The sequence below is a fragment of the Glutamicibacter sp. 0426 genome, assembly GCF_001906485.1.
Taxonomy (GTDB): domain Bacteria; phylum Actinomycetota; class Actinomycetes; order Actinomycetales; family Micrococcaceae; genus Glutamicibacter; species Glutamicibacter nicotianae.
Map to the genome: position 1 here is coordinate 517,444 of NZ_MPBI01000001.1, position 13,087 is coordinate 530,530.

8 protein-coding genes are annotated in these 13,087 nt (G+C 62.5%); 5 read left to right on the top strand and 3 right to left on the bottom strand.

Going from position 1 to position 13,087, the window contains the following annotated elements:
• Nucleotides 1-4 precede the first annotated feature (4 nt).
• Nucleotides 5-3,334 (top strand): thiol reductant ABC exporter subunit CydC, encoded by a 3,330-nt coding sequence (gene cydC, locus BKX98_RS02465; RefSeq protein ID WP_073706039.1) that lies wholly within the window; start codon nt 5-7, stop codon nt 3,332-3,334.
• 86 nt (nt 3,335-3,420) lie between these two features.
• Here the strand turns inward: cydC and BKX98_RS02470 are convergent, their stop codons facing one another.
• The gene (locus BKX98_RS02470) at nt 3,421-6,054 is read right to left on the bottom strand and encodes a DNA topoisomerase (ATP-hydrolyzing) subunit A (protein ID WP_073706040.1); all 2,634 of its coding nucleotides are present in this window, start codon (nt 6,052-6,054) and stop codon (nt 3,421-3,423) included.
• A gap of 98 nt (nt 6,055-6,152) precedes the next feature.
• On the opposite strand from BKX98_RS02470, the gene BKX98_RS02475 reads away from it, so the two are divergent.
• From BKX98_RS02475 to BKX98_RS02485, 3 genes are read left to right on the top strand one after another with little or no spacing between them, the layout of a single operon-like run.
• Nucleotides 6,153-8,813 (top strand): GNAT family N-acetyltransferase, encoded by a 2,661-nt coding sequence (locus tag BKX98_RS02475; RefSeq protein ID WP_073706041.1) that lies wholly within the window; start codon nt 6,153-6,155, stop codon nt 8,811-8,813.
• 52 nt (nt 8,814-8,865) lie between these two features.
• Nucleotides 8,866-9,453, top strand: a complete 588-nt coding sequence (locus BKX98_RS02480) for a DUF5998 family protein (RefSeq protein WP_038991869.1) — start codon at nt 8,866-8,868, stop codon at nt 9,451-9,453.
• Nucleotides 9,454-9,455: 2 nt separating this feature from the next.
• Nucleotides 9,456-10,640 carry an alkaline phosphatase family protein gene (locus BKX98_RS02485; protein WP_073706042.1) on the top strand — a complete coding sequence of 395 codons (1,185 nt, stop codon included), beginning with the start codon at nt 9,456-9,458 and terminating at the stop codon, nt 10,638-10,640.
• A gap of 80 nt (nt 10,641-10,720) precedes the next feature.
• On the opposite strand, the gene sepH is transcribed toward BKX98_RS02485, so the two are convergent.
• The gene (gene sepH / locus BKX98_RS02490; protein ID WP_073706043.1) at nt 10,721-11,785 is read right to left on the bottom strand and encodes a septation protein SepH; all 1,065 of its coding nucleotides are present in this window, start codon (nt 11,783-11,785) and stop codon (nt 10,721-10,723) included.
• A 259-nt stretch (nt 11,786-12,044) separates the two neighbouring features.
• Between sepH and BKX98_RS02495 the strand changes: the two genes are divergently transcribed.
• Nucleotides 12,045-12,344 carry a DUF4193 family protein gene (locus BKX98_RS02495; RefSeq protein WP_038991867.1) on the top strand — a complete coding sequence of 100 codons (300 nt, stop codon included), beginning with the start codon at nt 12,045-12,047 and terminating at the stop codon, nt 12,342-12,344.
• Between the two features lie 87 nt (nt 12,345-12,431).
• Here BKX98_RS02495 and BKX98_RS02500 read toward each other — a convergent pair whose 3' ends face one another.
• Complete coding sequence (locus BKX98_RS02500; protein WP_038991865.1) at nt 12,432-12,965, bottom strand: DUF3093 domain-containing protein; 534 nt, start codon at nt 12,963-12,965, stop codon at nt 12,432-12,434.
• Between the last annotated feature and the right edge of the window lie 122 nt (nt 12,966-13,087).

The window sequence follows — 13,087 nt, forward strand, 5'->3', positions numbered from 1 at the left end:
AGCAATGCCAACCCCGCGATTCCTGCCGCGTGAACTGATCACGCCACGACAATTCCTGGTCCTGGCGCTGTTCTCAGCGCTCAAGGTCGCGGGGCTGGTCCTCGTCGCCTACGCCCTGGGCCAATGGATCGCCACCATGGCCGCGGGGGGCGCCAATGAACCGCAGTTGCTGGTCCTGGCATTAGCCGGGGCCGCGCTTCGAGCACTCAGCGCGTGGGGCTTGAATGCAGGAGCCCGGCGCATGGGCCTAGGCGCAAAGGAACGCTTGCGGTTGAACCTGGTCCGCAGGCAAGCCGAGCAGCCGGCCATCGTCCCCGCGGCACAGCAGCAGTCCATACCGGTCACCGCCACCCTGGCCAGCCATGGCCTTGAGAAGCTCGATGACTACTTCACCAAATTCATTCCCGCGTTCATTGGCGCCGTGGCCGTACCGCTGCTGCTTGGCATCTTCATCCTCCAGCTGGACTGGATCAGCGCGGTGGTGCTGGTCCTGACCATCCCGCTGGTCCCGGTGTTCATGGCACTGATCGGCCTGCACACCCAGGACACCCTCAATGAATCCCAGGCCACCCTCGACCGGCTTGCCCATCAGCTCTATGAACTGGCCCAAGGCCTGCCGGCGCTGCTGGGACTTGGCCGAGCCCGTTCCCACGGCAACGCCATCGCGGCCGTGAGCAACAAGTACCGGGTGGCCACCATGGCCAACCTGAAGACCGTCTTCATGTCCAGCTTCTGGCTGGAACTGATCTCGACCCTCTCGGTGGCGGTCCTCGCGGTGATGATCGGCGTGAGGCTGGTCGGCGGGAACATGGATCTCGCCTCCGGGCTGATCATCCTGATCCTGGCACCCGAGCTGTTCTCCGCACTGCGTGAAGTGGGCTCCGCCTACCATGCGGCTGATGACGGGCTGGCCGCCTACCAGAAGTACACGGCCCTCACCGCACCCACCCCGGCCCGTCAGCTGCGGGCTGGCACCGCAGCGAATCCGCAGAACGTCCTGGAAGTCTCGGATCTGCAGATCAGCTATGATTGCGAGCATCCAATCCACCGCGCCGTCGATATCCAGTTGCGCGCCGGCGAACGGCTCGTGCTGTCCACGGCCAGCGGCACGGGCAAGAGCACGCTGCTCAAGCTGATCGCCGAGGCGCACAGCAGCGACAACACGTTCGACCCGGCCTTGGCTAGCGGGCGGATCTTCATTGCCGGCCAGTTGGCCATGATCAGCCAGCATCCGCAGTTCAACGCAATGACCGGCAGCGAACAACTTGACCAGGATGCCCCGGCGGCACCTGCCGAATTGCGCGAGGAGCTCAGCACCCGGCTGTCGCTGCGCTCCATGCTCGACCGTCCAATCGGAGAATACTCGCCCGGCGAGCTGCGCCGCCTGGAAGTGCTGCGAGCCCTGCTGCGGGTCCACAGCGACGATCAGTGCACGGTGCTGCTGGCCGACGAGCCAACCGCGCACCTTGATGAGGCCAACGCCCGGGCAGTGCGCGAACTGCTTGGGGAATTGCCTGCCCGCTGCGCCATCCTGCTCGCCAGCCATGACCCAGCCTTTGGCCAGAGCCAGAATCCGGGACGTGCCGTTGAGGCTGCTGAAGCCGTGGCGTATGGGCAAGCCATGTGCCACCAGCAGCCGGATGCCTCGCAGACCCAGCCGGGGGCAACAGCCCAAGCGCCTGGGAACACCCGCTTCAATCCGATGCGCGATTTGCTTATGGGCTACAAGGCTGCCCCGAAAGCGGTGCTCTGGGGGACCGCGAGCGTGCTGTGCGCCGTGGCGCTCGCGGCGCTGAGCGGATGGCTGATCGTTGAATCCAGCTACCAGCCGGCCATTCTCCACCTGACCGTAGCTTTCGTCATGGTCCGCACCCTCGGCATCGGGCGAGCAGTCTTCCGCTACCTGGAACAACTGGCAATCCACGACGCGGTCCTGGCCTACGCTGCTGATCTGCGCGAGAAGATGTGGAACGCCATGGTGGCCAACCCGGCACGATGGGGCCTGCTCAGCCGTTCCTCGGTCATCCTGCGATTCTTGCTGGCCGAGGTGGATGAACTGCGCGACCTCTTGGCCCGCGTGCTGTTCCCGCCGCTGCAGGCAATCGCACTGTGGGTGGCCGCTGCTGCGGCCTTGTACATCATCCAGCCGGAGTTCGGTTATCTTGCCCTTGGCGCGTTCGGGGTGCTGGTCTTCCCGGTTCGTTGGCTTGTCCAGCGCATTGAAGGCGAGCACTTCGTGCTCCAGCTGCGCCACCGGATGCAGATGAACCAGAGCGTGCTGGGCATCTTGCGGCACAAGTCCGCGCTGCGCAGCAACCAGGTACTGGAACGCATCCTAGGCCGCTTCCAGGAAGCAGAAACCCGCAATACGCAACGCGCTCGCCGGCACGCACTAGGCCAAGGCAGCGCCACCGCCCTGGCCACGTTGGCCAGCGTGCTGCTTGCCATCGCCATCACCGCGCTATCGCACAGCAGCGCATCCCATACAGCGCTCGCCGTGCTCTTGAGCCTCGCGCTGGGGGAGAGCGCTGGAAATGCCTTGCTCGCGGTGCAGCAGGGACGTGCGCTGAAGGAACTGTCATCGAAGCTGGCCGAACGCGGCATGCGCAGCAGCCCGGCACCAGCGGCGCAAGGCAATGCTCCAGCCATGCCGCGAAAGATCGCCGGCTACGAAGCGCAAGATCTCAGCCTCGGATACGACGATGGTCCATCGGTCGTGGAGAATCTGAGCGTGCGCATTCCCGCGGGACAGTGGACGGCCATTACCGGGCCTTCGGGCTCAGGGAAATCCACATTGCTCACCGCCTTGCTCGGCGCGTTGCCTGCACGCTCGGGAGCGCTGAAGGGAATCGATGCCCACGGCAACCTGCTGGATCTGCAGCAGGCAAACTTGTCGTCGGTGGCGTGGTGCCCGCAAGAAGCGCACCTTTTCGACTCGTCGATTCGCCGGAACCTGATGCTGGGAGTCGATGACGACCAGCAGCGCAGCGATGCCCAGCTGGAAGCGGTTTTGGCGCAGGTCGGGCTTGCGGACTGGCTGGCAACACAGCCCGAAGGCCTCGAATCGCGCATTGGTTCCGGCGGGCACCAGCTGTCCGGCGGGCAACGCTGCAAGCTCGCCGTAGCGCGCGCCTTGGCAGGCGGCCACCAGGTCATCCTGCTCGATGAGCCGACAGCACACCTCGGCGTCGATGAGGCCCGAGAGCTGCTCTCGACCTTGCATCAGGCTCTTGCCGGGCGAACCGTCGTCATGATCACCCATGACCAGCAGCTCGCTGCGCAGTGCACCCACCGCATTGAACTGGGCAGCCAGAAGCCCCCCGTCTACGCATAGACCGGCGGCGCCGTTTCTATCTTGGCATGCAAGGTGGACACGGCGCCGCGTTCAATCCTGGCGCTGACGGCTCAGCGCATTTCAGTTCAGAGGATTACGCCGCCGTCATCGAAAGGCAGCGCATCTTCTCCCGGCGTGATGGCGGGAGCTGGCTTGGCCTTGGCCGGTTCGGGAATCAACGCTTCCTGTGCTGCGGCTGGGATGGGTTCCTGGGCAGCGGGTGCCGCCGGAGCTTCGTCTCCTCCGCTGATGGCTCCGCCAATGATGTTCACTGATTGGGCCAACGGGGCTCCCGAACCATCGCGTTTGCCGTATTCGGTAGGCAATGCACGCACCACACCCGCCGTGGAACTGGCGCGTGCCGGGCCCTGGCCGGCATAAGCCAGCTGCAGGTGGTCCTCGCCCTTGACGAAACGGTGCGCCCGCACGCCCGCGGTGGCGCGGCCCTTGGCCGGGAACTCGGAGAACTCGGTGAGCTTCACCGACTGGCCCGACGTCCAAGGAAGGGTTTGCGAACCGGCAGCGATGGTGGCTACCACGGCGTCGCTGGCACCGGCAGGGACCACTCCGAAGAAGATCACCTGGTCGTCGGCAGCGAGCTTGATGCCCGCCATGCCTTGGCCGGTGCGGCCCTGGGCGCGCACGGCCGAAGCGCTGAAACGCAGCAACTGCGCGTTCTTGGTCATGAACACCAGCTCGTCGGCGTCTTCGGCCGGTGCCGCGGCAATCACCACGTCCTTGTCCTTGAGCGTAATCGCCTCGAACTCGTCACGGTTCAGCGGGTAGTCAGGGCTCACGCGCTTGACCACGCCGTTCTGCGTGCCAATGGCAAGGACCCGGTTCAGCGGAACCAGCGCCACCGCGCTTTCGCCCTTGCCCAGCTTGAGGAATTCGGAGATCGGCACGCCATGGGCCAGCTGCGGGAAGCCGTGGGACTCGGGGAGTACCGGAACATCGATCAGCGAGATGCGGATAATGCGGCCGGCAGATGTCAGGGCGCCGATTTCTCCGCGGGCGCTGGAGGCGACCTGCGAGGTGAGCACATCATGCTTGATGCGCGCCGCGGCGTAATCCACGGCCTGCCGATCGGGGGTCCGGGCGATCTGCCCGGTGGCAGAGAGCAGAACCCAGCATGGGGTATCGGATACTTCCATCGCCAGCTTGGCCTTCTTGCCGGTTCCGACTTCTTCGGGCAGCGCGGTGCCCTTCAGCGGTGCCAGCTGGGCAGACTTCAGCAGCTTGGTCCGGCGCGGGGTGCCGAAGGTCTCGGCCATTTCACCGAGTTCGTTGGAAACCACGGTGCGCAGCAGCTCGTCGGACTCCAGGATGGCGCGCAATTCCTCGATTTCGTTGCGCAGCTGCTCGGCCTCGGTTTCAAGCTCCAGCTTGGAGAACTTGGTCAGCTGGCGCAGCCTCAGTTCCAGGATGTGGCTGGCCTGCGGTTCGCTCAGGTCGAAGACCGTCATCAGGCGTTCGCGTGCTTCAGCGGTCTGCTCGGAAGAACGGATGATGGCAATGACATCGTCAATATCAACGATGGCAATGAGCAGGCCCTCAACCAGGTGCAGGCGGTCCTCGCGCTTGGCCAGGCGGTGCACGGTGCGGCGGCGTACTACATCTATCCGATGGTCCACATACACGGTCAGCAGCTCACGCAGCCCCATGGTGCGCGGCTGGCCATCGACCAGGGCAACGTTGTTGATGCCGAAGGAATCTTCCATCGGGGTGTACTTGTACAGGCTGGCAAGCACGGCGTTCGGGTTGAAACCGTTCTTCAGCTCGATGACCAGCTTCAGGCCGTGATGCCGGTCGGTCAGGTCCACGACATCGGAAATGCCGGAGATCTTCTTGCTGTTGACACCATCCTTGATTTTCTCGATGACCTTTTCAGGACCCACGCCATATGGCAGTTCGGTGACCACGAGGCCCGACTTGCGTGCTGAAATCTTCTCCATGATCACCGTGGCCCGGGTGCGGAACAATCCGCGACCGGTGCGGTAGGCATCCTTGATGCCGTCCAATCCGATAATGCTGCCACCTGACGGCAGATCCGGGCCCGGAATGAACTTCATGAGCTCTTCGACGGTGGCTTCAGGTTCCTTGAGCAGGTGCTGCGCAGCGGCGACAACTTCGCCCAGATTGTGCGGAGCCATGTTGGTGGCCATGCCCACGGCAATGCCGGTGGTGCCATTGACCAGCAGGTTCGGGAACGCAGAGGGCAGCACTTCTGGCTGCATGAACTGGTTGTCGTAGTTCGGCACGAAGTTGACGACGTCTTCATCCAGATTTGCGGTCATCGCGACGGCAGAAGCTGCCAGGCGGGCCTCCGTGTAGCGCGGGGCTGCTGGTCCGTCATCGAGCGAACCGAAGTTGCCATGGCCGTCGATCAGCGGAAGCCGCAGCGAGAAATCCTGGGCCAAACGGACCATGGCGTCGTAGATTGCGGTGTCGCCATGCGGATGCAGCTTGCCCATGACCTCGCCGACCACGCGGGCCGACTTGACGTGGCCCTTCTCGGGGCGCAAGCCCATCTGGGCCATCTGGAACAGGATGCGCCGCTGAACCGGCTTCAGGCCGTCTCGGGCGTCGGGAAGCGCACGGGAGTAGATGACAGAGTAGGCGTACTCCAAGAAGGATGATTCCATTTCATTGGTGACGTCTATATCGACGATATTTTCAACGAAATCCGCTGGAATCTCTTCAGACTTCTTAGGAGCCATTACTCTGTTCGTCCTTCATCTACTGTCTTAGGGCCGGAACTGCCGAATCTTCGTGTTGCATCTGGGCGCAACGCCGAACTGCCGACTATCCTAAGCCTATGGTGGATCGTAAACTTTCGGCGGCATATCCGGCGCATTGGGAAGCAGATGTTGTGCTTCGCGACGGGACAACAGCGCACCTGCGGCCAATCACCCCGCAGGATTCCCAAGCGCTCCAGGACATGCACAAGCAGCAGTCCGAGACGTCAGTCTACCTACGCTATTTTACGTACAAGTCGTCGCTGACCCCCAAAGAGCTGGAGCGATTCACGAATGTGGACCATGTGAATCGCGTCGCCTTTACAGTGGTTCGTGGCGCAAGGATCATCGGTGTCGGCCGCTACGATCGCTTGGATGATCCGCGGGAAGCCGAAGTAGCTTTCAACGTCTCGGACGAGTACCAGGGAACTGGGATCGGCTCGATCCTGCTGGAGCACCTGGCCGCGGCGGCCCGTGAAAACGACATTGAGAAATTTTCAGCCGAGGTGCTTCCGGAGAACCGCAAGATGCTCACTGTCTTCTCCGATGCGGGCTACGCCGTCGCCCGCCATTTCGAAGATGGCGTGGTGATGCTCGAATTTTCCATCAGCCCCACCGAGAAGTCCCGCGAAGTGACCGAGGCGAGAGAGCACCGCGCCGAAGCGAGCAGCGTGGCAGCGCTGCTGGCGCCCAAGTCGGTGGCAGTGATCGGTGCCAGCCGCACCTGGGGCAAGCTCGGGCACGACGTGCTGGAGCAAATTATCGAATCCGGGTACACCGGTGCGGTCTATGCGGTGAACGATGCGGCCCTGGAAGTCGGCGGCATGGTGGCCTACGGAAAGGTCACCGAAATTCCAGGACCGGTGGATGTCGCCGTACTGTGCATTCCGCGTGAGGGGGTCAAGGACGCCATTGCCGACTGCGCCGCCCACGGGGTGAAGTCCCTGGTCATCATGACCACAGGATACGAAACCCTTGAAGGGCTGGGCGCACAGCGCGAACTTGTGGCGCTGGCTCGTGCCAACGGCATGCGCGTAGTCGGGCCGGGATCGGCCGGGTTGATGAATACCGACCCGCAGGTGAAGCTGTATGCCACTGGGAGCCAGCATGTCCCGGCCGCAGGAAACGTAGGATTCTTCACCCAATCGGCGGCCATGGGCACGATCATCCAGGGCGTCGCCCTGCAGCAGGGGGTAGGCCCCAGCAGCGCCATTTCCGCCGGCCTGCGCGCTGATGTTTCCGGCAACGACGCCATGCAGTTCTTCGAGGACGACCCGCGGACCCATGTGGTGGCGCTGTACCTGGAATCCTTTGGCAACCCGCGCAAATTCGCGCGCATCGCTCGGCGCCTGGCCCGCAGCAAGCCGGTAATCGTGGCCAAGTCCGACGTGATGGGCCGTCGCCTTCCACCCGGCCATTCTGTGCGCGTAGGGCAGGCAGCACCGGGGGCAATGAACGCAATTCTGCGCCAGTCCGGCGTGATCCGCGTCCGCTCCGCCGAAGAGCTCCTGGATGTCACCTCCCTGCTTTCAGTCTTCCCGCCACCCAAGGGCCCGAACGTCGCGATCCTGTCCAATTCCTTGACCATCGCCGAGGTGGTGTGCGATGTCGCTGAAGACCGGAACCTGAACATCACTGTGCGGGGCGACGAGCTGGATTACAGTATCGGCCAGTCCAAGGCCATTCCGGTGCTGCGCGCCCGGATCCAGGAACTGGTGGATGACCCGCAAGTCCACGCCATCATGTTGGCGCACCTGCCCTACTCGGAGCTGGATACCCGAGCGGTCCTCAAGGTAGCCAAGGAGTTCATCGGGCAGCCGAAACCGGTGGTGGCCCTGGTTCCGGGGCTGGCGGATACGAAGATTACCGGAGGCCTGAAGCAAGGAATTCCGGTGTATACATCTCCCACCACGGTGATCGGTGCCCTGGCCAAGGCCTATGGCTACCAGCAGTGGGTGGACGTTCCCTACGAGCCGATGAGCGACCCGGATGGCATCGATGTCGAAGGCGCGGCAGAGTACTTAGATGAGTTGGTGAAGACCATTTCAGGGACCAACTTGCTGGAATTGAACGACGAGCAGGTGCGGAAGCTTCTGGACTTCTACGGCATCAAGTTCCTTTCCCACCGGGTGGTGCACACAGCCGAAGAAGCCGTCGCGGCGGCCGAGCAGCTCGGCTGGCCGGTCGCCTTGAAAGCCAACGACCCCGATCTGCGGCAACGCCTGGACCTGGGCGGCGTGCGCTTGAGCATCCCGGACAAGCAGAGCCTGGAGGCGAACTTCGCGCACATGAAGTCGCTGATGGCCGCATACGGCGTGGACTCCCTGGATGTGCAGAGCATGGCGCCAGCCGGGCAGGCTTGCGTTGTCAAGGCCATGGAGGACCCGTTGCTGGGTCCGGTTATTTCCTTCGGGCTTAGCGGCGATCCGGTCAACCTGCTCGATGACTGGGCCCACGGCGTGGCGCCGTTCTCCACCCATGACCTGGAACAGCTCATCCGCCGTCCGCGCAGCAGCGTGCGTCTATTCGGCTACCAGGGATTGCCGGCAGTGGATCTGGAGGCCTTGAAAGACTTCATCACCCGTGTCTCGCTCTTCAAGGACAACCATCCTGAAGTGACAGTTGCCAAATTCGCGCCGATCACTGTTGCCACAGATTCGCTGAGTGTGCTGGCAGTGAGCATCCAGATCAGCAACGCAGAGCAGCGCACGGATAGCGTCCGCCGTGCGCTGCGCAGCTGAGTGCAAACGCCGAAACGTGAATTGCCGGTGGCGACTGAGTAGAATTGGGGGCATGAGTTCTCCAACGTATTCGACCACTCCTGGCGCTGAGCTTCAGCATGACTTGGTCCGTGCGGGTTTTTATCCGCAGATGGTCCAAGATGTCCTGGCTGAGGCCATGATGGGCCAACCGGTGCTTGACCACTATGTGCATCTGGAAACTCACTTCGACCATACCGAGGTCCACCGCCACATCACCGTCATGGTGATGAGCGAAAAGGTGCTTTTCATCTTGCACGTAGATGACCAGCAGCTTGATGACCATGGCAAAGATGTCATGGCGCAAGTATCAGTCGAGATGATTTCGTTGGCGCGCATCGCTTCGGTTGCCACGAGCTTCGTCTATCACCAGCCGCAGCATTACTCGTCCGCTGACCCAGTCAAGGAACTGACCTTCGGGCTGTCCTGGGACGGAACCAAGCGGATCGACCTGGCCCCTGCTTCCTGCGGAGATCCGCAGTGCGATGCTGACCACGGGCTGAATGGCACCTCGCAGCCTGAGGACTTGGTCATCCGCGTCAGTGCCGAAGCCGATGGCCAGCAGGCCGTGAACAAGGCCCGCGAGTTCGCTGTGCGCCTGCGCCTGGCCACGATCGCCTGAGCATGATCGAGGAACAAAAGCTCAGCAGCCTGCCTGAACCGCCGCAGAAAATCCCGGAAGCACCCAAATATGGCCAGGCTACGCTGTCGGAGATTCTTCCCTCAGCGGCAGCGGCAATGGGGGTTGACGGCTATCAGAATGCCTTGGGCTTCGCCCCAACCAAGCGAGTAGCCCTGATCATGGTTGATGGACTGGGCTGGAACCAGCTTAAAAGCCATCTCGGGCATGCGCCCTTCCTGCGCGGCCTGTTCGAGAAGGGGCAGAAGCTGGGCACTGGCTTCCCTTCGACCACCGCGACATCCCTGAGCAGCCTGGCCACGGGCTTGGCTCCTGGCGAGCATGGAATGGTCGGCTATGACGTCATCGACCCGGCCAAGCGTCGTGTGGTCAACCAGTTGGGCGGGTGGCCTGGGGACTTGGACCCCGAAACCTGGCAGACTCGCCCGACCGTTTTCCAGAAGATCGCCGAGCACGGCATCCACGTGGCGACCGTGTCGATCCCCATGTTTGCCAAGTCGGCGCTGACCCGTGCGTCCTTGCGCGGGCCCAAATTCGTGCCGGCCAACCAGCCGGCAGCGCGCGCACGTGCCACCCGCACGATCTTCGACTCGAACCGCAACGCGCTGGTCTACACGTACTTCAATGAATTGGACAAGGCAGGCCACAAATACGGCGTCGACTCCAGCCAGTGGCGGGACACCCTCGAAGAACTGGACTACGTCATCAAGACCCTGGTGTCCAAGCTGCCGGAAGAAACCACGGTGCTGATCACCGGCGACCATGGAATGGTGGATATTCCAGCGTCGCAGCGCATCGACTACAGCCAGCAGCCTGAGCTGGTCGAGGGCGTCGAGCTGACCAGCGGTGAACCTCGTGGCGTCCAACTGACCTTCGACCCGCAGGCCGATGACGCCTGCCGGCTACGGGTCCGCGAGGCCTGGCAGCGGGCCTATGGCACCAAAGCCTGGGTGATGACGCGCGAGGAAGCCATAGAACGCGGCTACTTCGGCGCCATCACCGAAGAACATGCGGCACGGCTGGGCGATCTGATGATCTTGGCGGCCGAAGCCATCGCATTCTATGACGGCCGACGCGTCGCACCGATGGCCTTCGACATGGTGGGGCAGCACGGGTCGCTCACTGCGGGGGAGCGGTTCGTGCCATTGCTGGTGCACCGCACCAAATAGCCGGCAACGCAAAGGGAGCGGGAACAGCATTGCTTCACTGCTGTTCCCGCTCCCTTGTGCTCTCCAGTGTCAGCTGCGCACTAGGAGTCGGTGTCCTTCTTGCGCTTGCCGAACATGATGTCATCCCAGCTGGGAACGGACGAGCGCTTGGCCTTGCGCGGAGCCGACTCCTCGGCAGGCTGTTCAGCCGGCTTGTCCTCGGCACTGCCCGAACCGTCGTCCTCATTGGTGACGACCACCAGCTGCGAGGTGCGCGCGGAAATCCCTTGCGGAAGATGCGGCAGCGCGTCCTCGTCATCGGTGTCGTACTTGCTCATGCTGCGTTCGATGATCTCGTTGTAACGAGCCTCGCCTTCCGGATCCTGGTCCTTAGTGCGCTGCCCGCGGCGAGCGTTGAGCAAGGTGACCAGTTCTTCGGTCTCATCGGGCTCCGGAGTGCTGGCTGCGGCGGCCGGTTCCGCCTCTGGCTGGTTCAGTGCAGAGACCGGGCGAAAGTATTCAGGAGCTACCTGCTCGCTTAGGGTCTGGGCCCAGCGGTTCAGGTTCTTCAACGTCTTGCGCGCGGGAGTGAAAGCCCACCGTGCAATGTTCTCGGCAGCGGCAGTCGAATCCGAATCCAGTGACTCGACATTCTCGGTCGGCAGCGGGGAATCGAACTCCACGGTGACGATCCACTGGCCTTCCGGATCTTTCCAGGCATTCCAGCGCGCCGACTCGGCATCGATGTGCAGCTGGTGCAGGCGGTGGACCACCATGGAACCGAGATCGGCCGGCTCTTCGCCGAACACCTCGCGGTATTCGGCGTCGGTCTGCGGTCCGGAAACCTCGACGCGGCGTGCCAGCTCGGCGATGTGCTCGCGTTCAGCCAGTACCGGGCCTTCGTACTTGACGATATCCTCGACGGGGACATCCCATTCAAGCGACAGGTCGTAGGCGGACGCGCCAGCGCGCACTCGTGCCTGGATTTCGCGCGGCGAATGGACCGAGGACTCCTCACGGTTCCTCGGAGCCCTCGAACGGGCGATTTCAGCCATTGCACTGCGCAGTGCATCGTCAACAGGCAGCTCGAAGCTCATCCCGTCGTCACTGCTGACCTGCAGGCTGGAACCATTTTCATGAATTCCCACCAGTCTCAGCTGACGCATTTCTACCCTCCACACGCTCTATTTCCTGTGTAAAACTTTGCCACCTTGAGGCCCGAATTCCTACCACCACGCAGGGTGTGGCGCAAGATTAGTCCTCAACTTCACGCCGTAATTCCTCGAACCTTGCGCCCATGGCATAGCGTGGCAGGAACGGGAATGGATTACCCGGAAGAACGTTATACTTCTATGCCGGTACAAGTTTCCACCTCGTGGAGCAGCCGGCTAGGACGAAGACCTGCAGGAAAGAGCAAAAACGATTATGGCAAGTGAATCTGCTGCACCCGTGGCAATGTCAGAAGCGGAACGAGCCAAGGAAATCGCTCAGCTCAAAGCAGGCAAGACCGCAGCCATGGCCAACCTGGTTGACGAAGCGGAAACCCCCTTGGCTGAAGAGTACGTTCTGCCCGGCGGCGAGGCGCCGCAGGAGGAAGCGAGCGTCGAAATCCTGCCGGAACAGGCCGATGAATTCACGTGCGCGTCATGCTTCATGGTGCGCCACCGCACGCAGCTGGTCCGTGAGGACAACGGGCAAAAATTCTGCAGCGAGTGCGAAGGATGAAAACCCGCGCAGCAGTTCCGAAAAGCGCATGGCGCCCAACCAGAAGGTTGGGCGCCATGCGCTTTTCGGGCTCCAAGGCAGTCAACGCTATTCGCCGGCAGCGTCTTCGGACTGTTCCAGCTTGGCTGCTTCTGCCTTGCCTTCGTCGGTGAATTCGTACATCACGCCCGAGAGGGCGGCCGCCAGCTCTTCGGGACGCCGGGTAGACGTCAGCCAGTACGGCGTGGTGTCACGCTCGTCGGTGACCTCCATCCGCACGACTCCGTCGATCCAGCCGCGCAGCAGCATGTAGGCCAGGCCGTGCAGTTTCTGCCCACGCTGCTTGAATGCCTCATCGCCGCGGTAGCCGACAACCTCCCCGATGTACTTGCGTTCAATGCTGGCCCGTCCAACGGTCACCAATTCATCGGTGACCTCGATGGTCGGCGTGCGCAGCAGGAACACCGCGATCAGCGAAAGCAACACGACGGCACCGGCAATCCATCCAAGGATGCTGCTGATCGGAGCTAGCGCAATACCTGCGGTGATGGAAATGATGATTGGCCAAATCCAGGTGCTGGCCGATGGCCAAAGCTTTTCGCTGTACTGGACGTTCGAACCCGCGGGGCTGGAATTACTCATGGTTCCAAGTCTAGGCAATAATTCTCCGATTCAAGACCTCGAAGCCGGTTGGCAGGCCATTGGACGGCGTGCGCGATAGAGTTAGGCACGAGAAACTATCGAGTGACCATTTCACAAGACTC

Bases quoted from the DNA above. Each gene is read 5' to 3' on its own strand.
- cydC (WP_073706039.1), top strand. From the start codon at position 5: ATGCCAACCCCGCGATTCCTGCCGCGTGAACTGATCACGCCACGACAA.
- BKX98_RS02470 (WP_073706040.1), bottom strand. From the start codon at position 6,054: ATGGCTCCTAAGAAGTCTGAAGAGATTCCAGCGGATTTCGTTGAAAAT.
- BKX98_RS02475 (WP_073706041.1), top strand. From the start codon at position 6,153: ATGGTGGATCGTAAACTTTCGGCGGCATATCCGGCGCATTGGGAAGCA.
- BKX98_RS02480 (WP_038991869.1), top strand. From the start codon at position 8,866: ATGAGTTCTCCAACGTATTCGACCACTCCTGGCGCTGAGCTTCAGCAT.
- BKX98_RS02485 (WP_073706042.1), top strand. From the start codon at position 9,456: ATGATCGAGGAACAAAAGCTCAGCAGCCTGCCTGAACCGCCGCAGAAA.
- sepH (WP_073706043.1), bottom strand. From the start codon at position 11,785: ATGCGTCAGCTGAGACTGGTGGGAATTCATGAAAATGGTTCCAGCCTG.
- BKX98_RS02495 (WP_038991867.1), top strand. From the start codon at position 12,045: ATGGCAAGTGAATCTGCTGCACCCGTGGCAATGTCAGAAGCGGAACGA.
- BKX98_RS02500 (WP_038991865.1), bottom strand. From the start codon at position 12,965: ATGAGTAATTCCAGCCCCGCGGGTTCGAACGTCCAGTACAGCGAAAAG.